At 67.1% G+C, this 24,404-nt stretch carries 22 protein-coding genes and 1 pseudogene; 9 read left to right on the top strand and 14 right to left on the bottom strand.

Annotation, left to right across the window (positions count from 1 at the left end; translation table 11 throughout):
* Nucleotides 1–2 precede the first annotated feature (2 nt).
* On the top strand, nucleotides 3–584 hold the full coding sequence (locus I5803_RS21935; RefSeq protein ID WP_231402326.1) for a superoxide dismutase: 582 nt from the start codon (nucleotides 3–5) through the stop codon (nucleotides 582–584).
* A gap of 3 nt (nucleotides 585–587) precedes the next feature.
* Here I5803_RS21935 and I5803_RS03500 read toward each other — a convergent pair whose 3' ends face one another.
* Together I5803_RS03500 and I5803_RS03495 are read right to left on the bottom strand one after the other, a co-directional pair.
* Nucleotides 588–1,037, bottom strand: coding sequence for a DUF192 domain-containing protein (locus I5803_RS03500; protein WP_196985021.1), 450 nt, complete (start codon nucleotides 1,035–1,037; stop codon nucleotides 588–590).
* 66 nt (nucleotides 1,038–1,103) lie between these two features.
* Nucleotides 1,104–1,259 (bottom strand): hypothetical protein, encoded by a 156-nt coding sequence (locus I5803_RS03495; protein WP_196985020.1) that lies wholly within the window; start codon nucleotides 1,257–1,259, stop codon nucleotides 1,104–1,106.
* 188 nt (nucleotides 1,260–1,447) lie between these two features.
* Here I5803_RS03495 and icd point away from each other — a divergent pair, with 188 nt between their 5' ends.
* From icd to I5803_RS22310, 4 genes are all read left to right on the top strand, one after another.
* Nucleotides 1,448–2,701, top strand: coding sequence for an NADP-dependent isocitrate dehydrogenase (gene icd / locus I5803_RS03490; RefSeq protein ID WP_196988444.1), 1,254 nt, complete (start codon nucleotides 1,448–1,450; stop codon nucleotides 2,699–2,701).
* Between the two features lie 31 nt (nucleotides 2,702–2,732).
* Nucleotides 2,733–4,379, top strand: coding sequence for a glycosyltransferase family 4 protein (locus I5803_RS03485; protein ID WP_196985019.1), 1,647 nt, complete (start codon nucleotides 2,733–2,735; stop codon nucleotides 4,377–4,379).
* A complete protein-coding gene (locus I5803_RS03480; RefSeq protein WP_196985018.1) occupies nucleotides 4,376–5,110 on the top strand; it encodes a GNAT family N-acetyltransferase in 735 nt (244 codons plus the stop codon). Before I5803_RS03485 ends, I5803_RS03480 begins: the two co-directional genes overlap by 4 nt.
* Before the next feature lie 73 nt (nucleotides 5,111–5,183).
* Nucleotides 5,184–9,842: a beta strand repeat-containing protein gene (locus I5803_RS22310; protein ID WP_354001616.1), complete on the top strand. Its 4,659-nt coding sequence runs from the start codon at nucleotides 5,184–5,186 to the stop codon at nucleotides 9,840–9,842.
* Between the two features lie 126 nt (nucleotides 9,843–9,968).
* Here I5803_RS22310 and I5803_RS21920 read toward each other — a convergent pair.
* Nucleotides 9,969–10,166, bottom strand: a pseudogene (locus tag I5803_RS21920) (cold-shock protein); the annotation flags it as partial.
* 247 nt (nucleotides 10,167–10,413) lie between these two features.
* On the opposite strand from I5803_RS21920, the gene clpS reads away from it, so the two are divergent.
* The 3 genes from clpS to I5803_RS03415 all read left to right on the top strand — a co-directional run bounded on the left by clpS (nucleotide 10,414) and on the right by I5803_RS03415 (nucleotide 14,488).
* Complete coding sequence (gene clpS / locus I5803_RS03425) at nucleotides 10,414–10,782, top strand: ATP-dependent Clp protease adapter ClpS (protein WP_196985016.1); 369 nt, start codon at nucleotides 10,414–10,416, stop codon at nucleotides 10,780–10,782.
* Between the two features lie 38 nt (nucleotides 10,783–10,820).
* Complete coding sequence (gene clpA / locus I5803_RS03420; RefSeq protein WP_196985015.1) at nucleotides 10,821–13,166, top strand: ATP-dependent Clp protease ATP-binding subunit ClpA; 2,346 nt, start codon at nucleotides 10,821–10,823, stop codon at nucleotides 13,164–13,166.
* 134 nt (nucleotides 13,167–13,300) lie between these two features.
* Nucleotides 13,301–14,488, top strand: a complete 1,188-nt coding sequence (locus I5803_RS03415) for a hypothetical protein (protein WP_196985014.1) — start codon at nucleotides 13,301–13,303, stop codon at nucleotides 14,486–14,488.
* Nucleotides 14,489–14,496: 8 nt separating this feature from the next.
* On the opposite strand, the gene I5803_RS03410 is transcribed toward I5803_RS03415, so the two are convergent.
* The 9 genes from I5803_RS03410 to I5803_RS03370 all read right to left on the bottom strand — a co-directional run bounded on the left by I5803_RS03410 (nucleotide 14,497) and on the right by I5803_RS03370 (nucleotide 21,868).
* Nucleotides 14,497–16,506: a hybrid sensor histidine kinase/response regulator gene (locus I5803_RS03410; RefSeq protein ID WP_196985013.1), complete on the bottom strand. Its 2,010-nt coding sequence runs from the start codon at nucleotides 16,504–16,506 to the stop codon at nucleotides 14,497–14,499.
* Nucleotides 16,503–17,351, bottom strand: coding sequence for a sensor histidine kinase (locus I5803_RS03405; protein ID WP_196985012.1), 849 nt, complete (start codon nucleotides 17,349–17,351; stop codon nucleotides 16,503–16,505). Before I5803_RS03405 ends, I5803_RS03410 begins: the two co-directional genes overlap by 4 nt.
* A gap of 4 nt (nucleotides 17,352–17,355) precedes the next feature.
* The gene (locus I5803_RS03400) at nucleotides 17,356–18,390 is read right to left on the bottom strand and encodes an ATP-binding protein (protein ID WP_196985011.1); all 1,035 of its coding nucleotides are present in this window, start codon (nucleotides 18,388–18,390) and stop codon (nucleotides 17,356–17,358) included.
* Nucleotides 18,381–18,788 (bottom strand): anti-sigma regulatory factor, encoded by a 408-nt coding sequence (locus tag I5803_RS03395; RefSeq protein WP_435520840.1) that lies wholly within the window; start codon nucleotides 18,786–18,788, stop codon nucleotides 18,381–18,383. The genes I5803_RS03400 and I5803_RS03395 overlap by 10 nt, the downstream gene beginning before the upstream one ends.
* The gene (locus I5803_RS03390; protein ID WP_196985009.1) at nucleotides 18,775–19,152 is read right to left on the bottom strand and encodes an STAS domain-containing protein; all 378 of its coding nucleotides are present in this window, start codon (nucleotides 19,150–19,152) and stop codon (nucleotides 18,775–18,777) included. The genes I5803_RS03395 and I5803_RS03390 overlap by 14 nt, the downstream gene beginning before the upstream one ends.
* Nucleotides 19,153–19,160: 8 nt before the next feature.
* Complete coding sequence (locus tag I5803_RS03385; protein WP_196985008.1) at nucleotides 19,161–20,018, bottom strand: STAS domain-containing protein; 858 nt, start codon at nucleotides 20,016–20,018, stop codon at nucleotides 19,161–19,163.
* 112 nt (nucleotides 20,019–20,130) lie between these two features.
* Nucleotides 20,131–20,601 carry an EVE domain-containing protein gene (locus I5803_RS03380; protein WP_196985007.1) on the bottom strand — a complete coding sequence of 157 codons (471 nt, stop codon included), beginning with the start codon at nucleotides 20,599–20,601 and terminating at the stop codon, nucleotides 20,131–20,133.
* Between the two features lie 8 nt (nucleotides 20,602–20,609).
* Nucleotides 20,610–20,912, bottom strand: a complete 303-nt coding sequence (locus tag I5803_RS03375; protein WP_435520839.1) for a chaperone modulator CbpM — start codon at nucleotides 20,910–20,912, stop codon at nucleotides 20,610–20,612.
* 2 nt (nucleotides 20,913–20,914) lie between these two features.
* Complete coding sequence (locus tag I5803_RS03370; RefSeq protein ID WP_196985005.1) at nucleotides 20,915–21,868, bottom strand: DnaJ C-terminal domain-containing protein; 954 nt, start codon at nucleotides 21,866–21,868, stop codon at nucleotides 20,915–20,917.
* Between the two features lie 28 nt (nucleotides 21,869–21,896).
* Between I5803_RS03370 and I5803_RS03365 the strand changes: the two genes are divergently transcribed.
* Nucleotides 21,897–23,330 (top strand): M20/M25/M40 family metallo-hydrolase, encoded by a 1,434-nt coding sequence (locus I5803_RS03365; RefSeq protein WP_196985004.1) that lies wholly within the window; start codon nucleotides 21,897–21,899, stop codon nucleotides 23,328–23,330.
* Between the two features lie 57 nt (nucleotides 23,331–23,387).
* On the opposite strand, the gene I5803_RS03360 is transcribed toward I5803_RS03365, so the two are convergent.
* Nucleotides 23,388–23,888, bottom strand: a complete 501-nt coding sequence (locus I5803_RS03360; protein ID WP_196985003.1) for a hypothetical protein — start codon at nucleotides 23,886–23,888, stop codon at nucleotides 23,388–23,390.
* A gap of 149 nt (nucleotides 23,889–24,037) precedes the next feature.
* On the bottom strand, nucleotides 24,038–24,403 hold the full coding sequence (locus tag I5803_RS03355; RefSeq protein WP_196985002.1) for a SpoIIAA family protein: 366 nt from the start codon (nucleotides 24,401–24,403) through the stop codon (nucleotides 24,038–24,040).
* Nucleotide 24,404: the final 1 nt, after the last annotated feature.

Raw genomic sequence — 24,404 nt, 5'->3', positions numbered from 1 at the left:
CCATGGAACACACCCTGCCCCCGCTGCCGTACCCGATCGACTCCCTCGCGCCGCACTATTCGAAGGAGACGCTGGAGTACCACCACGGCAAGCACCACAACGCATACGTGGTGAACCTCAACAACCTGCAGAAGGGCACCGAGTTCGAGAACATGACGCTCGAGGAGATCATCAAGAAGTCCTCCGGCGGCATCTACAACAATTCCGCGCAGATCTGGAACCACACGTTCTTCTGGAACTGCATGAAGCCGCAGGGCGGTGGCGAGCCCACCGGCGCACTGGCGGCCGCGATCAACAGCAAGTGGGGCAGCTACGCGGCCTTCCGCGAGGCGTTCGTGAAGTCGGCCGTCGGCAATTTCGGCTCCGGCTGGACCTGGCTCGTGAAGAAGCCGGACGGCAGCGTGGACATCGTCAACACCGGCGCCGCCGGCACGCCGCTCACCACCGCCGACAAGGCGCTGCTGACGGTGGACGTGTGGGAGCACGCGTACTACATCGACTACCGCAACCTGCGCCCGAAATTCGTCGAAACCTTCATGGACAAGCTCGCGAACTGGGACTTCGCGCAGAAGAATTTTGGCTAGGGCCTAACCCTTGAAGGGCGGGCCGCCGAGCTTCGCACCCGCCTTGATCCCCTTCTTCGCGAACCAGCCCTGGTTCATCTCGAGCACGAAGCGCACGGGCTTCTTCGAGCAGTGGGAGTCCGTGGTCTGCGGCTTCATGTCCACGAGATTGACGATGGTGCCATCGTCATCCACGAAGGCTGCGGTCAGGGGCAGCAGCGTGTTCTTCATCCAGAAGCACTGCACGGTGGGCTGTTCGAACACGAACAGCATGCCTTCGAGCTGAGGCATGTCCTTGCGGAACATGAGCCCGATCATCCGCTGCTCGGGCGTCGCGGCGACTTGCGCGTCGATGCGGTGCAGGCCCGCATTCAAGGCGACGCGGGGCAGGTCCATCTGAGCCTCCTGGGCGGATGCCAGGAAACCGGTTGCGGCCAGTGCCAGGGCGGCCAACCCTCGGAAGATGCTTTTCATGCCCGCCATTCTCACTTGCAAATGAAAACGCCCGCCGAAGCGGGCGTTTTGCCAGCCGAGGCCGGATTACTTCTTGGCGGAAGCGGCCGAAGCGGCCGGCTTGGCGGCGGAGGCCGAAGCCTTCGCGCCGGAAGCGCCGGCCATCGGGGCGCCGGCGTGCGAGGCTGCGAAGGTCGCAGCGGCGAAGAGGGTGGCGACGAGGCCAGCGATCAGCTTGTTCATGGTTTGAGTCCTTAGATATGGTTTTTCGAAAAACGGCTCGGGTCCATTTACCTGAGCCTCCGCGCTAACGCCGCCATGGATGGGCTGGTTGACACACCCCGGGAAACCCCGGGTTCGCGCGCTAGAATCCGATGGCTTCGCGCATCGCGAACCCCCGCAGCAATTCCATCCCCGGAGACGTTTTTTCCATGTACCAGCACATCAAGGTCCCCGCCCAGGGCCAGAAGATCACCGTCAACGCCGACACCTCCCTCAACGTGCCGGACCAGCCCATCATCCCGTTCATCGAAGGCGACGGCACCGGGGCGGACATCACCCCGGTGATGCTCAAGGTCGTGGATGCCGCGGTGGCCAAGGCCTACGGCGGCAAGAGGAAGATCCACTGGATGGAGGTGTACGCCGGCGAGAAATCGACCAAGGTGTACGGCCCCGACGTCTGGCTGCCCGAGGAAACGCTCTCCTCGGTGCGCGAATACGTGGTCTCCATCAAGGGCCCTCTCACGACGCCCGTCGGCGGCGGCATCCGCTCGCTCAACGTGGCCCTGCGCCAGGAGCTGGACCTCTACGTCTGCCTGCGCCCCATCCAGTACTTCGAAGGCGTGCCGAGCCCCGTGCGCGAGCCGCACAAGACCAACATGGTGATCTTCCGCGAGAACTCGGAAGACATCTACGCCGGCATCGAATTCGAGGCCGAGAGCGACAAGGCGAAGAAGCTCATCAAGTTCCTGCAGGACGAGATGGGCGTGAAGAAGATCCGCTTCCCGAACACCTCCGGCATCGGCATCAAGCCCGTGTCGCGCGAGGGCACGGAGCGCCTGGTGCGCAAGGCCCTCCAGTACGCCATCGACAACGACAAGCCCAGCGTGACCATCGTGCACAAGGGCAACATCATGAAGTTCACCGAAGGCGGCTTCCGTGACTGGGCCTATGCCCTGGCGCAGAAGGAATTCGGCGCGGTCGAGATCGACGGCGGACCGTGGTGCAAGTTCAAGAACCCGAAGACGGGCAAGGACATCGTCGTCAAGGACTCCATCGCCGACGCCTTCCTGCAGCAGATCCTGCTGCGCCCGGCTGAATACAGCGTCATCGCCACCCTGAACCTGAACGGCGACTACGTCTCCGACGCGCTGGCGGCGCAGGTTGGCGGCATCGGCATCGCTCCGGGCGCCAACATGAGCGACACGGTCGCGATGTTCGAAGCGACCCACGGCACCGCGCCCAAGTACGCGGGCAAGGACTACGTCAACCCCGGCTCGGAAATCCTCTCGGCCGAGATGATGCTGCGCCACATGGGCTGGAAGGAAGCCGCGGACCTGATCATCAGCTCCATGGAAAAGTCCATCAAGTCCAAGAAGGTCACCTACGACTTCGCGCGCCTGATGGACGGCGCGACGCAGGTGAGCTGCTCGGGCTTCGGCCAGGTGATGATCGACAACATGTGATCGCCGGGCCCCATCCAGGGAGCGAAGGAGCGTGAATCCGGCCATCGTGTTCGAACCCGATGGCTACCGCACCGACGGCGAGCGCCTGATGGGACGGCAGGCGGCCGGCAGCGGCTTCCTGCGGGCCGCCGTCGCGGCGGCCAACGGCGAGGCCCTGGCTGGTTACACGCCTACGCAACGATCCGCCGAAGTCTTCGCACGCACCGTCGCGGAGATCGATCCTTCGGCGAAGGCCCAGTGGCTGCAGCCCGGCCGGCCAGACCAGCTCGCACGCATCGGCCACCTCTACATGCCGGGCCCCACGCTGGGCGACCTCGCGCGCCAGCGCATGCGCGTCTCGCCGTCCGCCTGGTCGATCACGGGGATCACGCACACGACGGCCTCCCACGGCGCGATGGATTCCATCGCGGACCTTCTTGCAGCGCCTGTGATGCCCTGGGACGCGCTGATCTGCACATCGAATGCCGTCGTGTCCACCGTGCGCGTGGTGCTGGAAGCGCAGCGGGACTACCTGCGCTGGCGTTTCGGGACGCAGCTCGCGCTCACCACGCCGCAATTCCCGGTGATCCCGCTCGGCGTGCATTGCAAGGACTTCGATCTCGCGCCGGACGAGAGACGCCTCGCACGCCAGGCCCTGGGCATCGGGGACGACGAGGTCGTCGCGCTCTTCGTCGGCCGCCTCTCGTTCCACGCCAAGGCGCATCCGCACGCGATGTACGCGGCCCTGCAGGCGGTCGCCAAATCCACCGGCCGCAAGCTCACCTTGATCCAGTGCGGCTGGTTCGCCAACAAATCCATCGAGCAGGCCTTCCGCTCCGGCGCCATCGCCGATTGCCCGGACGTGCGCTGTCTCTTCACCGACGGCCGGGCCGCATTGAGCCGGCGCAGCAGCTGGGCGAGCGCGGATCTTTTCATCTCTCTCTCGGACAACATCCAGGAGACCTTCGGCCTGAGCCCCGTGGAGGCGATGGCCGCCGGCTTGCCGGTGGTGGTGAGCGACTGGGACGGCTACAAGGACACCGTGCGCGACGGCGTGGACGGGTTCCGCGTGCCGACCTGGATGGCGGGGCCGGGGGCGGGCGAGGGGCTCGCACGCGCGCACGAAATCGGCCTGGAAACCTACGATGCCTATTGCGGCCTGAGCTGCCAGTACGTGTCCGTGGATCACGCGGTGCTTGCCGCGCGGCTGTCGTCGCTCGTGACGGACGACGCATTGCGACAGCGCATGGGCGACGCGGGCCGCGCACGCGCGCGCGAGGTCTTCGATTGGGCGGTCGTCTATCGGCGTTACCAGGAGCTCTGGACCGAGCTCGACCGGTTGCGCGCGGCCGCGCCCGGCGTCGCGGGCGTGGCGCGGGCGTCGCCCGCCAGGCTCGATCCCTTCGTCTCTTTCGCGCATTACCCCACGCACCAGATCAGCGGCGCCACCGTCGTGCGGGTTCGCGGCGGCACCGCCGCCTCGGCTTATGAAGCGATGGCGAAGCAGGGGCTGTACAGCTACGCGCAGCGCGCCATTCCCTCCGTGGACAGCGTGCAGAAGCTGTGGCCGGTCATCGAAACGGGCTCCAGTGTGGAAGCGATCGCGGCGAAATTCCGCGTGTCGCAGGCCGAGGTCGTGCGTGCGGTGGCGGTCCTCGCCAAGATGGGCCTGGTCGAACTCACGGCGGGCGGGACATGACTGCGGCAGGTTCCGATGCGCTGACCGGGCAGCTGCGATTGCTGCGCATGACAGGCGAATTCGCCAAGGCGCGGGACCTGATACGGGCGCAACCCGGGTTCGGGAGTTCCGGGTCGTTGCAGCGACTGCTACACGAGCACGAAGACTTCTGGTGGGCGCCCATCGTCGGCAAGCGCGTGACCTTGCGCAGGCGCGGCGCGCAGGATGTTTCATTTGTACGCCGTTGCTGGAGCGACGCGGACTTCATGCGCCGGTTCAACCGCCTCGCGCGGCCGCTGCCCGAAAGCGACGAGGCACTGGCAGGCATCCTCGCACGCGAACGCGCGGGCTTGTGGAGCGAATCGAAGGCGCTGCACTGGACGCTGGAAGCCAAGGGCGAGGCGATCGGTTTCATCAGCGCCACCGACTATGCGCCGGGGCACAGGCGCTGCGAATTCCTCATCGGGCTGCTGGGCCGGGCGGCGAGCCCGGTACCGGTGGAGGCGACCCATCTCGCGTGCGACTTCCTGCGTGATCGCGCGGGCGTGGAGCGGCTGACGGCGTATTTCTACGCCGAGAACCAATACGCGTCGAAAGTCGCCGCCAAGTTCGGCTTCGAACCGGAAGGTGTGCTGAAGGGGTACATCCGCGATCCGGACGGCGGCCGGTCGGACCTGATGGTGTCCGGATTGCTGCTGGCAGGTGTTGGCACCGACGCCGCGCAAAAACGACGCAAGCGACTTTTTACCTAGATCGGCGCGCGGAATGCCGTGAAACTGAATTACATTTTTACACTGTTGTAGCAGTACGAGGGAGACGACAACAGTGGCGACGTTCAATGGAACGAGCGGCAATGACACGCTCATGGGCGGCGCCGGCGATGACAGCATCGACGGCGGCTCCGGCAACGACAAGGTTGTCTTCGCCGGCTATTTTTCCGACTACCTCGTCAGCTTCGACCCGGCCGCGGACAGCGGAGCCGAAGTCTTCGTGGTTGCCGACACGGCGCCAGGCCGTGATGGATCGGACACCATCTCGCACGTCGAGCAGTTCCAGTTCGCGGACGGGGTGCGCACCACCGCCCAGATGCGCGGGACGCTGGGTACGTCCGGCGGCGATTCGATCACGGGCTCCGCGTTCCCCGAAGCGCTGAACGGTCTGGCCGGCGACGACTCGTTGAGCGGAGGCGACGGCGACGACACACTCACTGGCGGCGCGGGCAACGACACGCTCAACGGCGGAGCCGGCAGCGATACGGCTGCCTACACGGATGCGATGGTGGCAGTTCGCGTGAATCTGGCGTCGGCTGTCGCGCAAAATACGGCGGGAGCAGGTGTCGATACGCTCGTCTCGATCGAGAACGTGTTCGGCGGGCAGGGCAACGACACGCTGACGGGCAACGGCGAGGCCAACCGCCTCGAAGGCGGCGCGGGGGACGATTCGATCGATGGTGGCGCCGGGATCGATTCACTCTATGGCGGCAGCGGCAACGACATGCTGGCCGGCTCAGGGACTCTCGCGGGCGGCGCCGGGGCCGACCTCATCATGGCCGGCGGCAAGGGCGGCAGCACCTTGTATTCGGACATGCCGACGCCATCGTTCTCGCGCCCGTACTACGACTACGTTCCTGCGGTCTATCCCGTGCTGGACACCGGAGCGGAGCGGGACACGCTGGTTGGTGGTACAGGGTACGACACCTTCTTCGCGGGATACGGCGACAACGTCGACGGAGGCGGTTCGGACAGCTCCAATGCGCTGTACATCAGCTTTCTCGGTTCGACGACAGGCGTGCATGCGGACTTCCGTCTGCTGTTGTCACAGGCCGCGATCACGGTGGGTGGCGCGACCATCACCCGCATCAACGATGTGGAATGGCTGCAGGGCAGCGAATTCGACGACTTCCTCGCGCCCCTCAATACCTACTACTCCAACTTCCCGCCGGTCTACGGGATGGGCGGGAACGACGAACTGGTGGCGAGCTATTACACAGGCGTGATGGACGGAGGCGAGGGCAACGACCTGGTCGATGCGCGCGCCGAAGGCTACAGCTTCCCTGTGTACGGCGGCAACGGGGACGACACCTTGCTGGGAAGCGGCGCCCTCTATGGAGGCGACGGCAACGACGTGCTGCGCGGCTCGGGCAGTTCGACTGCGTATGGCGGGGCCGGCGACGACCAGTTGTACGGCGGGAAATCCGCCGAAACGTTGCAGGGGGGCGATGGCAACGACACCATGACAGGGTCCGGTGGCGCCGATACGCTGGCAGGGGGTGCCGGAACCGACGTCGCTGTCTATACGAGTGCTGCCGCGGACTACTCGGTCGGCTTCAATGCGGCGGCCCGCGCCTTCCAGGTCATCGATTCGAACCCCTCGCGCGACGGCACCGACAGCCTCTCGTCCGTCGAACTCGTCCAGTTCTCGGACGGCACTGTCGCGATCTCCGATCTGATCGACCTCGACATCGTGGACGGCACGTCCGCGGCGGACACCCTGGCCGGGGCGGACGGGGCCAGCGCGATCTATGCGGCAGAAGGCAACGACCTCCTGCACGGTGCGGCCGGCAATGACACGCTGATGGGAGAGGCGGGTGCGGATACGCTCGCCGGCGACGCGGACGACGATTCGCTCGTCGGCGGCGACGGCCCGGATACGGCTCTTTTCACCGGGAATTTCGCCGACTACGTGGTGCACTACGAGACCACCACCGGAACCTACGTGCTGGCGGACACAGCGCCGGCCCGGGACGGAGTCGATCGGGTGATCGGCGTCGAGAGCTTCCAGTTCCAGGACGGCACACGGGCCGCGGGACTGCTGCAGGCGATCATCGACGGGACGGACTATGCCGATTCGCTCAGCGGCGACGGCAACGCCAACGCCATCAATGGCCGGGGGGGCGCCGATGTCTTGTACGGCCTTGCCGGCACCGACACCCTGGATGGGGGTGCGGGCAGCGACACGCTCTACGGTGGCGATGGCAACGATGTGCTCACCGGCGGCGGCGACGACGACACCCTCGACGGCGGTCCGGCTGACGACATGGTCACGTGGCGGGGCAATCTTGCGGAATATGCGGTTCGCTATGTCGCCGCCACGACGACTTACGTCGTGCATGACCTCGTCGAAGGACGTGACGGCAACGTCCAGGTGCGCAACGTGGAAACGTTCTCGTTCGCCGACGGCGCGCGCGCGGCAGACCAGGCCATCAACAACGCGGCATGGTACGGAACCTCCGGCGCGGACACCCTGACCGGCACCACGGATGGAGAAACGATGTGCGGGCTGGGAGGCGAGGACCGCCTGGACGGCGCCGCAGGCAACGACTCGCTGGCGGGTGGAGCAGGCAACGACACCCTCCTCGGCGGCGCGGGCGACGATTCGCTGGACGGCGGTGCGGGGTACAACGTGATCGCAGGTGGCGAAGGAAGCGATCTCATCCAGGGCGGCGCGAACGCCGACCGGATTTATTCCGCGTCCATCACGCCAGACTATTCGCCTCCGTACTTCGGACTGGCAGGCGTGCCGCCGCTGCTCGATACGGGGGCGGAGCGCGACACGATCGACGGAGGGGGCGGCGACGACTGGCTATTCGCCGGTTACGGCGACAGCGTCGACGGCGGCCCGAAAGAAAGCTGGGGCAACACGCTGCTGCTGAGCCTGCAGGGGGCGACCGCGGGTATCAGCGCTGATTTCCGCGCTTTCGACCGCGGGGAGTCGATCGTGATCGGCGGCGCGACCCTCGCCAATGTGCAGATTCTCGGGTGGTTGCAAGGCAGCGAGTTCGGCGACACGCTCGTCATGCAGGACGCCTCTGCCTATTTTGCGAGCTTTGTGCCGGTCTATGGCATGGGCGGCAATGACACCCTGCGTGGTGGCTACTACACCGGACTCATGGACGGCGGAGCCGGCGACGACGTGGTGGATGCCAGTCGTACCGCCTATGGATTCGACGTCCTGGGCGGCGCGGGGAACGACACGCTGATCGGTGGCATGCAAAGCGCGGTGCTGGACGGTGGCGACGGCAACGACGTGTTCCAGCTTCCGTACGACCTGGGCCGTGTCAACGGCGGTGCTGGCATCGACACGATGGTGTTGTCCCTTGCCTTCGCCAACTACGACCTGTCCTACAACGCCGGGCTTGGCATGTACAGCGTCGGCTTCTCATCGGCCGTCGGCGTCGAGTTCTTCCAGTTCACGGACCAGACATTGACGCCAGAACAGATGCTCATGGCGCGTGGCACGCCGGGCAACGATACCCTCACCGGGACGGCCGCGTCGGAGCGGCTGGCGGGACTCGCGGGCAACGATGTCATCAACGCCCTGGCGGGCAACGACACGCTCGATGGCGGCCCGGGCAACGATACGCTGAACGGTGGGGACGGCATCGACACGGCGTCGTACGAGAATGCGGCGGCTGCCGTGAAGATCAGCCTCTCCGTCGTGAAAGCGCAGCTCACGGGAGGCGGAGGAACGGACCTGCTCATCGGGATCGAGAATCTGCAGGGCAGTTCCTATAACGATGTGCTAACCGGAAATTCCGGACCCAACCGGCTCGACGGCGGCGGCGGCAACGACACGCTCGACGGTGGTACGGGCGCCGATGCCATGTTGGGCGGCGCGGACAACGACACCTATGTGGTGGACAACGCCGGCGATACGGTGACCGAGATGTACGGCAACGGAATCGACAGCGTGATCAGCGCCGTGAGCCTCACGCTGGGCGACCAGGTCGAGCACCTGACGCTGACGGGGAAACTCGCGATCAACGGGACCGGCAACGAACGGGACAACATGCTGATCGGCAATTCAGCCGCTAATGTGCTGATCGGCGGGGTCGGCGATGACACGCTCAATGGAGGCGCCGGGGCGGACCGGATGGCAGGGGGCAGCGGAAGCGACGTCTACATCGTCGACAGTGTTCAGGATGTCGTCAGCGAAGTCGACGAGACGAACATCGACACGGTGATTGCGAGCGTGAATTTTGTGCTCGGCGCCTTCGTGGACAACCTCGTGCTGGCGCCCGGCAGCAAGGCTGCCAGCGGAACAGGCAACTCGCTCGACAACGTGATCACCGGCAACGCCGCTGCCAACACCCTCAACGGGGCGGACGGCGACGATGTGCTCGACGGCCGTGCGGGCCTGGACATCCTGACCGGTGGCGCGGGCAACGACCAATTCGTCTTCAGCACCCCGCTCCCGAAGAACATCGACAAGGTGATGGATTTCCACGCGGCGCAGGACCAGATCGTGCTGGACCACGCCGTGTTTGCCGTGCTGGGAATGGGCAGCCTGTCGGCGTCGGCATTCCAGGCTGCGGCGACTTCCGCAGCCGCGACGCCCGACGTGCACATCGTGTTCAACACCGTGTCGGGTGCGCTGCTTTACGACGCCGACGGGTCGGGCGCCGGAAAAGCGGTGCAATTCGCAACCATCGTGCTCGCGGGCCTTGCGGGCCCAGTGACTGCCGAAGACTTCCTGGTCGTCTAGACGCTACTTCGACATCATGTCGCCATGCCCCGCGGCATGGAATTGCGGCGCGCGTACCTTGCTGTGGCGCTGCGGGCGCTCGCTCGGCTGCGTGGTGATCGGCTCGATGCTGCCGGTGCCCGGCTCGGCCTGGATGTTCTGCGCGAGCTGGCCCTTGGGACCCTCGGTGACCTCATAGGACACGCGCGAACCCTGCTTCAAGGTCTTGAAGCCTTCCATCGCGATGGCCGAGAAATGGGCGAATACATCAGCGCCTCCACCGTCGGGTTCGATGAACCCGAAGCCTTTTGCATCGTTGAACCACTTGACTATTCCTGTCGCCATTTTCTCGGGCCCCTGTTTCACTTAAATCGAGCCGCCAGTGTCCTGCATTCGGGGTACAGTTGTCAACGTTTTGAAGAACTAAAGTGTACTGACGGGTGGAATTATTTTGCACTGCGCCGCCGCGCCGGGGCGTGGGGCCGCCGCTGGCCGGCGCGCGCGGTTTTCGGCCCGCCGCGTGCGTGCTTGAATGTAGGAATTCCGCCACCAATTCACCTACAGGCTGCACTCGCCTACCCCGCTCGATAGAATGAATTTCATGGCCAGTAAAACACCCACGCCTGCTCCGGTAGCGCCCAAAACGCGGCCGAAGGAGGACGATGGCGGGTCGGTGGTGCTCGAGCGCAGGACCCAGAAGACCAAGCCCCCCCAGATGTACCAGGTCGTCATGCTCAACGACGACTACACCCCCATGGAGTTCGTGGTGGTGGTCATCCAGGAGTTTTTCAACAAGGACCGGGAAACGGCCACGCAGATCATGCTGAAGATCCACCTGGATGGGAAAGGCATCTGCGGTGTCTATTCGAGGGACGTGGCGGCGACGAAGGTCGACCAGGTGCAGGAAGCAGCCCGGCAGGCGGGACATCCCCTGCAGTGCGTGAGCGAACCGATAGAGTGATTTAAAGTGTTGTACACAGCAAGGCAGAAGGAATTTTCATGATTGCCCAGGAATTGGAAGTCAGCCTCCACATGGCATTTGTGGAGGCGCGGCAACAGCGCCACGAGTTCATCACCGTGGAACACTTGCTGTTGGCCCTGCTGGACAATCCCAGCGCGGCCGAAGTGCTGCGCGCATGCTCGGCGAACATCGACGACCTGCGCAAGTCCCTGTCCAACTTCATCAAGGACAACACCCCGCAGGTGGCGGGCACGGACGACGTGGACACGCAACCCACGCTGGGCTTCCAGCGTGTGATCCAGCGCGCCATCATGCACGTGCAGTCCACCGGCAACGGCAAGAAGGAAGTCACCGGCGCCAACGTGCTGGTCGCGATCTTCGGCGAGAAGGATTCGCATGCCGTCTACTACCTGCACCAGCAGGGCGTGACGCGGCTGGACGTGGTGAACTTCATCGCGCACGGCATCAAGAAGAGCGATCCGCCGGAGCCGGCGAAGGGCGGCGAAGCCGCGTCGAACGAGAGCGAAGAGGGCGGCGAGAAGAACGAGAAGGCATCGCCTCTCGAGCAGTTCACGCAGAACCTCAACCAGTCCGCCAAGGACGGCAAGATCGACCCGCTGATCGGCCGCGAGTACGAGGTCGAGCGCGTGATCCAGATCCTGTGCCGCCGCCGCAAAAACAACCCGCTCCTGGTCGGCGAGGCCGGCGTGGGCAAGACCGCGATCGCCGAAGGCCTCGCCTGGCGCATCGTGCAGAAGGAAGTGCCGGAGATCCTCGCGGACTCCCAGGTCTACTCCCTCGACATGGGCGCGCTGCTGGCCGGCACCAAGTACCGCGGCGATTTCGAGCAGCGCCTGAAGGGCGTGCTCAAGTCGCTCAAGGACAAGCCGAACGCGATCCTCTTCATCGACGAGATCCACACGCTCATCGGTGCCGGCGCGGCGTCGGGCGGCACGCTGGACGCGTCCAACCTGCTCAAGCCCGCGCTGAGCTCGGGCGTGCTCAAGTGCATCGGCGCGACGACGTTCACCGAATACCGGGGCATCTTCGAGAAGGACGCCGCGCTCTCCCGCCGCTTCCAGAAGGTGGACGTGGTCGAGCCGAGCGTCGCCGAGACGATCGAGATCCTCAAGGGCCTGAAGTCCCGCTTCGAAGAGCATCACAGCGTGAAGTACGCGGCGGGCGCCCTGCAGGCCGCTGCCGAGCTGAGCGCGAAGTACATCAACGACCGCCACCTGCCCGACAAGGCGATCGACGTGATCGACGAGGCCGGCGCGGCGCAGCGCATCCTGCCGGTGAGCAAGCGCAAGAAGACGATTTCCAAGACCGAGGTCGAGGAAATCGTGGCCAAGATCGCCCGCATCCCGCCCGCGAACGTCTCCAACGACGACCGCGGCAAGCTGCAGACGCTCGAGCGCGACCTGAAGAGCGTGGTGTTCGGCCAGGACAAGGCGCTGGAAGTGCTTGCCGCTTCCGTGAAGATGGCGCGCTCGGGCCTTGGCAAGGGCGACAAGCCGATCGGCTCGTTCCTCTTCTCGGGCCCCACGGGTGTCGGCAAGACCGAAGCCGCCAAGCAGCTCGCCTACATCATGGGCATCGAGCTCATCCGCTTCGACATGTCCGAGTACATGGAGCGCCACGCGGTGTCGCGCCTCATCGGCGCGCCTCCGGGCTATGTCGGTTTCGACCAGGGCGGCCTGCTCACCGAAGCCATCACGAAGAAGCCGCACGCGGTGCTGCTGCTCGACGAGATCGAGAAGGCGCACCCGGACATCTTCAACGTGCTGCTGCAGGTGATGGACCACGGCACGCTCACGGACAACAACGGGCGCAAGGCCGACTTCCGCAACATCATCATCATCATGACGACGAATGCGGGGGCGGAATCGCTGAACAAGTCGGTGATCGGCTTCACCACGGCGCGCGAATCGGGCGACGAGATGGCCGACATCAAGCGCCTGTTCACGCCGGAGTTCCGCAACCGCCTGGACGCGACGGTGAGCTTCAAGGCGCTGGACGAGAACATCATCCTGCGCGTGGTCGACAAGTTCCTGCTCGTGCTCGAGCAGCAGCTCGCCGAGAAGAAGGTCGAAGTGACCTTCACCGACGCGCTGCGCAAGCACCTGGCGAAGAAGGGCTTCGATCCGCTGATGGGTGCGCGGCCGATGCAGCGCCTGATCCAGGACACGATCCGCAGGGCGCTCGCCGACGAGTTGCTGTTCGGCCGCCTGACCGAAGGCGGGCGCCTCACCGTGGACATCGAGACCAAGGCGGACGACAAGGGTGTCGACACGTCCGAAGTGGTGCTCGACATCCAGCCGCTGCCCAAGAAAGAAGGCAAGGCGAAACCGGAGCCGGAAGAAATCTCCACCGACAATCCCTGAGCCATCGGGGACGCCTGAAGAGCCGCCCGCGAGGCGGCTTTTTCTTGGTCGCTGGAAGGTGCAGCGGCGTCCTCCTACGGTCGGTTGCAATTCTTTCCGATAAGGCGCGGAACGCGCGGATGGTTTGATGCCCCATGGACCGCATCACCCCACCCGCCACCGCCGCATTGACCGAGGCGTCCTCCAACGCCGGCAAGCCGCGGCGCAGGTGGTGGGACGGCCCCAATTACCCGTGGTCCACCCAGACCGAAGAGCAGTGGTCCGTCGGGGCGCACTGGCCGCAGCTGTGCGCCGCATTGAGCGAACAGGTGGCGAGCGAAGCCAATGCGATCCGCCGTGAAATGAAGCGGCTCCATGCGGACCGGGGGATCGATCGCGCCGAACTCGCGGCGGCGGACCATCTCGCGCAATCGATCCGGCGCGCGGGCACCACGGTCCAGCAGATCGTTCGCCTCGCGGCCGGCGGCGTGCAGCCGAAGGCGGAGCTCGTCGATCTGCCGGCGCTCGCCAAGCACGTCGTGAACGAGCGCCGCGCGCTCCTCGCCCGCCGCCATGCGGAGATCCGGCTCGATCTCCAGCCGGCGGACGTCTACGTCGATGCCGCCGTCGCGCTGGAAGTCATGAACGCCGCGGTGGACTGGGCCCTGGGGTTCAGCAGCCAGGTGGAGCTGGGCGTGGAGCCGGCGCGCGACGGAGGGCCGGTGCGGCTGATGGTCACGGGCGATCGGGCCGCCCCGCCGCGCGACAACCCGACCGCGCCGACAGCGAGGCGCCGCCGGATGAACGACAGCCTCGACTGGCTGCTGCTCAGGCAGCTGGCCGTCGTGACGCGGCTGAAAGTGTTCCGCGCCACGCAGGGCATGCGCGAGATCGCGTTCATCGAGTTTCCCCGCACCTATGCCACCATGGACGGTGTCGCGACAGTGGAGCTGCTCCCGGGCGCACAGTCCGAGTCGCAGCTGAAGGACGCGCGCGTGCTGCTCATGATCCGCAACAAGCCGCTGCGACAGAAAGTGCTGCGGTTGTTGCTCGCCAACGGTTTGCAGGTGAGCGTCGCGGACAGCGTGGAGCTGGCACGCCCGCTCTGCCAGAAGGACAAGCCGCGAGCCATCGTGTCCTGCCACGAGTTCATCGGCCCGGCCTACATCCGCGACGGGCTGGACCTCGACGGGTCGCGCTGTGCCGTCGTGCAGATCACGCTCGCCCGGCCCTCTTTCCAGGCGAGCGGCTTCCACGGCCACGAGTGCGTGCGGGTGGGCCGCGGCGATGTGGAGAAGGAATTGATCCCCGCGCTGCTGTTCGAGCTCGCCCAGCAGGAGTAGCGCGCGGCTCAGCCCCTGGCGTGGGGCCTGGGCGGCGAGATGCCCAGCACGGTCGTCACGAGCGCATGGGGCTTGAGCGGCTTGGCAGTGTGCGCGTCGAACCCGGCCTCCAGGGCGCGTGCCTTGTCTTCCGGCCGCGCGAACGCCGTCAGCGCGACGGCGGCCAGGCGCGCGGGGGCGCCCGGCGGCGGTTTCAGTTCGCGGATCCTGCGGATCAACTCGTAGCCGTCGCGCCCCGGCAGGCCGATGTCGCTGATCAGCACGTCGGGCCAGTGCGTGCCGACCTCCGCGATCGCCGAGTCGAAATCGTTGGCCGTCCTGATCCGGGCGCCGCGGTCGGAGAGCACCACGGAAAGCATTTCCGAGGCGCCGGGATCGTCCTCCACGATGAGGATGTCGAGGTCCTGCAGCGGCCGGCCCAGGCCGTCGGTTTCGTCGTCGTCCGACGAGGCGGAGGCCCTGAATTCCGCAGGCGCGGTGATGGCGGGAATGGTCACCGGGATTTCGACCAGCATCGTCGTTCCCTGGCCCGTGCCGCCGCTGCGCGCCTCCACGGTGCCCGCGTGGAGATCGACCAGGTGCTTGACGATGGACAGGCCCAGCCCCAGGCCGCCCTGGGTGCGGTTGCCCGGTGAATCGCTTTGCGTGAAGCGGTCGAAGAGAAGCGGCAGGAAGTCGGCCTTGATGCCCTGCCCGAAGTCCTGCACCGTGAGCGTCAGGCGGTCGGCGTCGCGCCGCAGCGTCACGCGCACCTCGCCGCCTTTCTTCGAGAACTTGATGGCGTTGGTCATCAGGTTCCAGAAGATCTGCTGGAAGCGGCCGGGGTCGAGCCAGGCGGGCTGGTCGGCCTGCTGGATGTCGGCCTGAACGGCGATGGCCTTCTCGTCGATCGATGCGCGCAGGGAGGCGATCGCGTTGCCGATGACCTCCGACGGAATCACGACTTCCGGCTCCAGGTGCAGCTTGCCGGAGTTGATGCGCGACACGTCGAGGATGTCCGAGATGATCCGTGCCTGGGTCTTAACGTTGCGCTCGATGGACTGCAGCCCCTTCACCTGGTCGGGCGTCGGGTTGCGGCGCATGAGGATCGCCACCCAACCCACGATCGAGTTGAGCGGCGTGCGCAGCTCGTGCGACAGCACGGCGATGAAGTCGTCCTTCGTGCGGCTGTGCTGCTCGGCGACGGAGCGCGCGGCCTGCTCGCGCTCCAGCACGTCGCGGCGGCGCTGCTCCAGGTCGTGGCGTTCGGACGCATCGTTGGCGATCGCCACGCGCAGGCCACCTTCGATCGGCGCGGAGATCGTCCAGTCCAGGTAGACGTCGCGGCCATCGGCGGCGAGCAGGGGAAATTCGCCGTGCCAGCCCTCGGCGTTGCCGGGCTCGATGAGCCGCGCCGCGCGATTGGCCACCAATCCGCTCCAGTCGGCCGGCGCGAGTTCGGCCAGCGACTTGCCGATCATTTCCTCGCGCGTGCGGCCCAGCAGGCGCTGCATCGCGGGGTTGGCGTCCTCGAAGCGGCCCTGCGCGTCCAGCACGGCGATGCCGCTTTGCGCGTGGTCGTGGATCGCGCGGTAGCGTTGTTCGCTGCGCCGCAGCTGGTCCTCGGCCGTGCGCGCCCGGATGAGCGCCTGCATGGTCGCGACCAGCACGGCCGGCTCCGCGGGGTGGACGAGGTAGGCGTCCGCGCCGGCGTTCAGGCCCGTGACCCGGTCCTCGTCGGCGACGTGCGTGGCCGACAGGTGCACGACCGGAAGGTGCTCCGTGCTGTTGCGCGCGCGGATCGCGCGGCACACGTCGAAACCGTCGATATCCGGGAGGTGGACGTCCAGCACCACGCCCGACACGCCTTCGGCGGAGCGCTCGATGGCTTCGGTTCCGTTGGCCGCTTCCAGGATGCGGAAGCCCGCAGCCTTGAGCACGCGCCCCGTGGAGTAGCGCGTCGCGGCGTTGTCGTCCACCACCAGCAGCGTATGCAGGCTGCGGTCGATGGTGACGTTGATGACGTCCGTGTCGATCATTGCTGTTTCGTGGCAACCACTTCGAGGGGAATGGTGACGGAAAAGACCGACCCTTTGCCCAGTTCGCTGCTCAATTCCACATGGCCGCCGAGGAGTTCCGCCAGGCGCTTGCTGAGCGACAGGCCCAGGCCCGTGCCCTTCAGGCGCTTCTGCAGCGGGGAGTCCACCTGCGAATAATCCTCGAAGATGCTGCGATGAAAGCCCGGCGCGATGCCGATGCCGGTATCGCTCACCCGGAAGCGGATCTTGTCGTCGCCTACCAGCTCGGTCGTGATGCGCACCTCGCCCTTCTGGGTGAACTTGAGCGCGTTGGAGATGAAGTTGCGCAGGATCTGCGAAAGCTTGCGGTCGTCCGTGTAGAGCCGCGGCAAGTCGCCGTGCGGCTCCTCGAAGACGAGGTTCACGTCGGGGTTGGTCAGCACGGGCTTGAACATGCCGCGCAGCGCCGAGAACAGGTCGACCATTTCGAACCACGCCGGGGAAATCTCCACCCGGCCGGCCTCGACCTTGGCCAGGTCCAGCAGGTCGTCCACCATCTCCGCGAATTCGACGGCGTTCTGCTGGATGAACTTGACCTGCTTTTCCTGCTCCTCGGTCAGGGGACCGTCCACGCGGTCGAGCAGCAGGCGCGCGATGCTGCGGATCGAGCCGATCGGCGTGCGAAATTCGTGGCTCATGTAGGCGAGAAAGCGGCTCTTGAGCTCGGTGGCCTGGCGCAGCTGGTCCGCCTGCGCCTCGAGCTCGGCGTACAACGCGAGCACGCCGCGGTTGGTTTCCTCCAGCTCGCTGCGCAGGCCTTCCAGCTCCCTGCGCGCGGTTTCGAGGTCCATGTCGGCGTCGCTCATGGCGTCATTCCTTGCGGCGCAGGACGACCACCGTGGCGTCGTCGCGCCCGCGGCAGTGGTCGCGCATGAGGATGGCCGCCGCGAGCGACGGGTCGCGACCGAGCACGGGCATCAGCCGCGACGTGCTCCAGCGCGATTCGATGCCGTCGCTGTGCACCACCAGCAGCGCGTGGGCGGGCCATGCGGTCACGGTTTCCTCGGGTTTGCGCACCTGGACGCCGGCGGTGCCGTGCTGGGCCAGGAGGGACTTGTCGGACACGCCGGAGACGATGCGGCCCATGACGTTGCCCGCGCCGCACGAGACGATGGTGTCGTTGGCGGCGTCCAGCCGCATCACGGACACGGCGGCGCCTCGCGTGCTGCGCAGGTGCGCGTGCGTGCGTTCCATCATTTCCGCCAGGCCGCATGCCGGGTCGATGCCGAAGACTTCGAGCGCCGCGAGCGACGCTTCGGCCGCGTCCGGGCCATGCCCCAGGCCGTCTGCCACCATGACCGAGCCGCCGGACCCATCCAGGCCCACGGCCCAGGCGTCGCCGCACACCGTTTCGCCGGGCGCGGCGGTGGAGATGCCCGCGCACTCGACGCGCTGCTTGCCCGCCGCGGCGCGCACCGCGCCCGAATTGCGGATGCGCGCGACGGCCACGGTGCCTTCGCCCATGGCCGAGTGCATGTCGAAATCCTGCGCGAGGCGGCGCACCGCGCCCAAACCGGTCCCCGGCGTGCCGCCGGTGGAGTACCCGTCGCCCATGCTGCGGGCGATGTCGGGGATGCCGGGGCCGTCGTCCATCGAGATGACTTCCACCTCGCCCGAGCCGGGGCGCGCCGCGATGAGCAGCTGGCCGCCCTTGGCATGGCGCACGAGGTTGTTGCCCAGTTCGGTGACCACCAGCGCCAGGCGGCCGGCCGCGGTGTCGTCCAGCGCGGCCGACTCGGCGAGCAGGGCTGCGTGGCGGCGCGCCTCGCCCACGCGTGTGACGTCCCCCATCGGAAACGCGGTGTGCAGGCAGCCGACGATGAGGTCCATGGCGGCTACTTCCATCGCGCGATGGTCACGCACGTGCCTTCGCCCGGCGCGGTGCGGATGTCGAATTCGTTGACGAGGCGCTTGCTGCCCGGCAGGCCGAGGCCCATGCCGCCCCCCGACGTCCAGCCGTCCTTGAGCGCGAGGTTGAGGTCGGAGATGCCCTTGCCCTGGTCCTCGAAGTAGAGGCGAAGGCCGAGCTTCATCCCGTTTTCCAGGAGTTCCCAGCGCATGTCGCCGCCGCCGCCGTGCACCAGCGTGTTGCGCGCGAGCTCGCTGGCCGCGGTGATCATCTTGGTCTGGTCGACGATGGAGAACTTGATGTGCTGCGTCAGCACGCGCACCATCTGGCGGGCGGCGACGATGTTCTCTTCGCTGCGCAGGGGCAGGGCGCCCGTCGGTTCAACGGCGGCCAAATGCGTTCTCCCCGCCCGACAGCCGGAGCAGGTCCATGCCCTTTTCGACATTGAGCGCGGTTCGCACGCCCTGGAGCGACAAGCCCAGTTCGACCAGCGTGATCGCCACCGCCGGCTGCATCCCGACGACCACCGTGGTGGCATCCATGATGCGGGCGATGCCCGAGATGCCGGCCAGCATGCGCCCGACGAAGGAGTCGACGATCTCCAGAGCGGAAATGTCGATCAGCACGCCCCGCGCGCCCGAGTTGGAAATCTTGTTGGCCAGGTCGTCCTGGAGGGCCAGCGCGGTCTGGTCCTGCATGTCGACCTGGATGGTGACGAGCAGGAAGCTGCCCATCTGCAGAATTGGGATGCGGTACATGCGGTGCCTTAGACCGCGTCGGCGTCGCGCGTGATCTTGTAGCCGCCTTGCTGCAGGGCCAGCAGCAGCGCGTCGGCCAGCGAGGCTTTGGTCGCGATGCCCTGCAGGTCGATGCCCAGGTGGACGATGGTCTGCGCGATCTGCGGGCGGATGCCGCTGATGATGCAGTCGGCGCCCATGAGCCGGATCGCGCTCACGGTCTTCAGCAGGTGCTGCGCGACCAGCGTATCCACGGTGGGCACGCCGGTGATATCGATGATGGCGAGCTGCGAGCCCGTCTCCACGATGCGCTGCAGGAGCGCCTCCATGACGAGCTGGGTCCGCGCGGAATCCAGCGTGCCGATCATCGGCACCGCCAGCACGCCTTCCCAGAGCTTGATCACGGGGGTCGAGAGTTCCAGCAGCTCGGCTTGCTGGCGCTTGATGACTTCTTCGCGCGACTGCTGGTAGGTGGTCACCGTCCACTGCGCCATCCGGTCCACGACGGAGGAGATGGCCCAGATCGCGTCGAACTGGTCTTTCGAATCCGCGCCCACCTGGCGCTGCATCGCGCTGAAGAGCGCGCGCTTGACGGCGAGCACGAAGCCGCTCGTGTCCCCGGCGGACTGGCCCTGCGCCACGCGCGAGCGCGACAGCGCGGTCAGCGCTTCGCGCAGCGGCGCCCAGGCCGGCGACTGGAAGGACGTCGCGTCGCCGCCGGCCTTCAAACCCGTCACGAGGGCGGACAGCAGGTCGTTGATTTCGCCCTGCATGGTGCGGCGGCCCGCCTCCGTGGACGACGCCCCCGATTCCTGCAGCCACGCGGCCGCGATCTGGGACTCATCCTTTCCGATGAGAGAAAGGATGGCGTCTGTTTCTTTGGTCATGCGGGCTCCGTGCTGCAGTTGGAATGATGAGGCCGCGCCCTTCGGGCGCAAGCGGACCATTCTAGGGTTGCGGTTGAGCTTCCCCTGTAGGACAAGGCCGACGGGCGGCCTGTCAGCCCTTGGGAAGCCGGCCGGTGATCGCTTTCCAGTGCTTCGCATCGACCGGCGTGATGGACAGGCGGTTGCCCTTCTGCAGCACGACCATGTCCGCCAGTTCGGGGCGGGCGCGCATCTCGGCGAGCGTGATGTTGGGGATCTTGCGTGTCACCTGGACGTCCACGAGCTGCCAGCGCGGCTCGTCTTTCTTCGACTTCGGGTCGAAGTATTTCGACTTCTTCTCGAACTGCGTCGGGTCCGGGTAGGGCGTGGACGCCACACGCCCGATGCCCACGATGCCCGGCTCCGCGCAGCTCGAGTGATAGAAGAGGACCCCGTCGTCCACGCGCATCAGGTCGCGCATGTAATTGCGTGCGAGGTAGTTGCGCACGCCGGTCCATGCCACGGTCGACTGGGGCGCCGCGATCGCGTCGTCCACGGAAACCTCTTCGGGTTCGGACTTCATCAGCCAGTAGTTCTTCGCCATGCGCGGGATTATCGGGGCTGCAAAGCGGCCAGCCGCCGGCGAAGCTCGGCGACTTCCTCGATGAGGTCGGCCGTCAACGCGGCGAGCTGCGGGTCCGCGTCGAAGTCGGATTCGAGCCGCGCGATGCGGCGCGCGCGCACCAGCGTCGTGCTGGCGAAGCGCCATTGCCCGCTGCCCGAATCGAGGCTCAGGACACCCGCCTGCACGTGTTCGTGCACCCAGGTGAGCTGCACGCCGCAGGCCCGCGCGAGCTCCTCGTCGGTGAACGCGGCGTCGCCCAGCAACTGCGCATGATGGGTTTCGTGGGCCATGGTCATGCTCCTTGCGCGCGGCGCGCATCGAAAGAGGGAAATGCCTTCGCCAGCGCGGCGAAGGCCTCGCGGGCGGCTTCGGTGTCCGTGGGCGGCAGGGCGAGTTCGAGCTCGAGGTAGAGGTCGCCCGGGTCCTTGCCCGGGATGCCGCGGCCCTTCAGGCGCAACTTGCGGCCGGGCTTCCACCCGGCCGGCACGGTCACCTCCGCGTCCCCCGTGGGCGTGCCCACCACCACGGGGCCCCCGAGCGCGGCCTCCCACGGCGCGAGCGGAACGCGCTGGTACACATCGCGGCCCTCGGCGCACCAGCGCGCGTCCGGCTTGAACGCCACTTCGAGCAGCAGGTCCCCGGGCGGGCCGCCGGCGTAGCCGGGCTCGCCGCGGCCGGCCAGGCGGATGTGCTGGCCCTCGCGTACCCCGGTGGGAATCTTCACCTCGAGCTGGTGGTCCTGCATGACGACGCGCCCCTGCTCGTCCAGGCGCGGCTGCCGCAAGGAGATGGTGCGCTGCGCGCCGTGGTAGGCGTCCAGCAGGTCGAGCTCGATGCGCGCGTGATGGTCTTCGCCGCGGGACGCGGCCGGCCGGCGTCCCGCCGCCTGGGCGCGCTGGCCGTGCGCCGCGCGGCCGAACAACTCCTCGAAGAAGTCGCTGAACTGACCGCCGCCCTGGCCGTCGCCGGTGAATTCGAAGCCGGCGTCCCAGTTCGGGGGCGGGCGGAAGTCGCGGCCGGCCTGCGCGTGGGGCTGCGATCCGAGCGAATCGTAGGCGGCGCGCTTTTCGGGATCGGACAGCACGGCGTTCGCCTCGTTGACTTCCGACATGCGCACCGCCGCGTCGGCTTCCTTGCTCACGTCCGGGTGGTACTTGCGGGCGAGCTTGCGATAGGCCTTCTTGATCTCGGGCTCGGTGGCGGTCTTCTCCACGCCCAGGATCTTGTAATAGTCCTTGAAATCCATGCGTGCGCTCCTGTGCACAATCCGTGCGATGCATTCACTCTACACCGGGCAACGGCGCCGCTTCGTGCAATCGCTGCTGGCCGCGCCCCTGCTTTCAGCTCTGCCGTTGCGCACGTTCGCGCAGGGCGCGGCGCCCTTCACCGAAGACGACCTCGCGCATGCGGCAGCCTTGCGCGACCAGGCGCTGCGCAGCAACCTCGCGTTCAACCTGATGGCTTCGCTGGTGAGCGAGGTGGGGCCCCGGCCCGCGGGCTCGCCCGGCTACGACAAGGCCACGCAATGGGCGCTCGCGCGCCTTGCGGCGCTCGGATTTTCCAACGTGCGTGCCGAGCCCGTTGCGCTCTCGGCGTGGCAGCGGGGGGCCACGACGCTCGACGTGCTCGCGCCGCAGGCGCGAAGGCTGATCGTCGCGGCCCTCGGCAACTCCGTCGGCACGCCCGCGGGCGGTGTGGAAGGCGAGATCGCGTACTACCCGGACTTCGCCGCACTGCGCGACGACACGACGGACCGGGCGCGCGGCCGCATCGCCTTCATCGACCGCCAGCTCGGGCGGGAGCGGGGCACGGGCAGTTACGGCGAGGCGATCCGCGGGCGGGTGCTCGGCGCGGTGGAAGCGGGCAAGCGCGGCGCGCTGGCCGTCGTGATCCGCTCGCTCGGGACGGATACGGACCGCATCGCGCACACCGGGTCCATGCGCTACGACGACGATGTCGCGAAGATTCCGGCGGTCGCCGTGTCGACGATGGACGCCCAGTGGATCGCGGAGCGCGCGGCGAACGGCCGGCCCGTGCGCGTGCGGCTCGCGATGGCCGCGACGGCTCAGGTGCCGGCGCTCGCGAACAACGTGATCGGCGAAGTCCCCGGCACCGGCCTCGCCGGGGAGATCGTCCTGCTCGGCGCGCACCTGGACTCGTGGGACATCACCCCCGGCGCACAGGACGATGCGGCGGGGGTGGGCATCGTGATGGCGGCGGCCAAGGCCATCATCGAAGCGGGACGCAAGCCGCGCCGCACCGTTCGCGTCGTGCTGTTCGCCAACGAGGAGAACGGCTTCGACGGCGCGAAGGCGTACGCGGCGCGCTACAAGGACGTGCCGCACCAGTTGATGGGCGAAAGCGACCTCGGCGCGGGCCGCATCTGGCGCCTGCGCAGCCGGGTTGCCGAATCCGCACTGCCGGCGATCGCCGCGATGGGGCGCGTGCTGCAGCCGCTCGGCATCGCGACGGAAGGCAACGACGGCTCGCCCGAGCCCGACATCTCGGCGCTGATGGACCTGAACCGGTGGCCCGCGCTCGAGCTGTCCCAGGACGCCACGAAATACTTCGACGTCCACCACACCATCAACGACACCGTGGACCGGGTGGACCCGGCCACGATGCCTCAGAACGCCGCGGCCTGGGCCGCGGTCGCATGGCTCGCGGCGCAGAAGGAGGGCGGCTTTGGCCCGATCGCCGGCACGTGACGAGCCCATGAAAAACGGGCCCGAAGGCCCGTCGATCCGCATGCGCCGGAAGCGCGCTCAGCGGCCGTCGCCGTCCGCATCGCCGGGGATGGCGCGCTCGACGCGATGCCATGCGGCGCGCGAGGCGTCCTTCGCTTCTTCCCATTTCAGGCGCGACTGGCCCTTGGTGCGCTCGAATTCGCTGCGCATCGTGGGCTCGTGCTTCTCGAAGCTTTCGCCGTTCGCGCGGGCGCGCTCCCAGCCGGTGTAGCCGGCACGGTATGCGGGCGCGTAGTCGTCGTACGTGTAGTCCTTCTTGTAGCCTGGCGTCTTGGTGTAGTTGTCGCGCCAGTAGCTGTCCTCGGCCGTGGGGTTCACGCCTTCGGCGGCGCCCTTGCCTGCGAGGCCGCCGGCGATCGCACCGACCGCGCCGCCAACCACGGTACCGACCGGGCCCGCGATGGAGCCGACAGCGGCTCCGGCTGCCGCGCCGGCCGCGGCGCCAGCGCCGGTGCCGACAGGATGGGCACCGGGCGCGCCGGTGATGGGATCTGCATTCGTGGGATTCTTGTCTGACATGGATGGTCTCCTTGATGTGCCGTTCGGATGAAGAGCCCTCGCATGCCAGGCGCAGGCTCAGGCGTCAGATTGACGTGCTCGGCGGTATGGTCATGTCGGACAACGCGCACTGGCGCAGTCGGAAAAACGGAAAGAGTCCCCGGACAAGCTCAGCTGTCGGCCGAAAGCAGCCACTCGATCGCTTCGCTCTCGGTGGTGAAGACCGTGAGGTTGACGCCCGAGCGCTTGGCCGTCTTCTCGCTGGCGCGCGTCACGCGGTCGGCGGGCACCACCGACGCCATCTTGCGCAGGTGGGCGAGGTGCCTCGCGACCGATTCGCCGATCGCGTAGTGCTCGGTGAAGGTCTTGAGCGAGCGGACGGTGCGCATGTCCACCAGCACCTCGCGCACACCCCAGCCGGCGGATTCCACGCCCAGGCGCTCGACGAAGGTCAGGAATTCGTTGAGGTCGGGCTCGCCGTCGACGCGTACCACCGAATACCGGCTCCGGTGCTCGACGGTGAAAGTGACGGGCATG

The sequence above is a fragment of the Caenimonas aquaedulcis genome (genome assembly GCF_015831345.1).
Taxonomy (GTDB): domain Bacteria; phylum Pseudomonadota; class Gammaproteobacteria; order Burkholderiales; family Burkholderiaceae_C; genus Ramlibacter; species Ramlibacter aquaedulcis.
The sequence above is the reverse complement of the archived record's forward strand: the minus strand, read 5'-3'. Positions and strand labels throughout refer to the sequence as shown.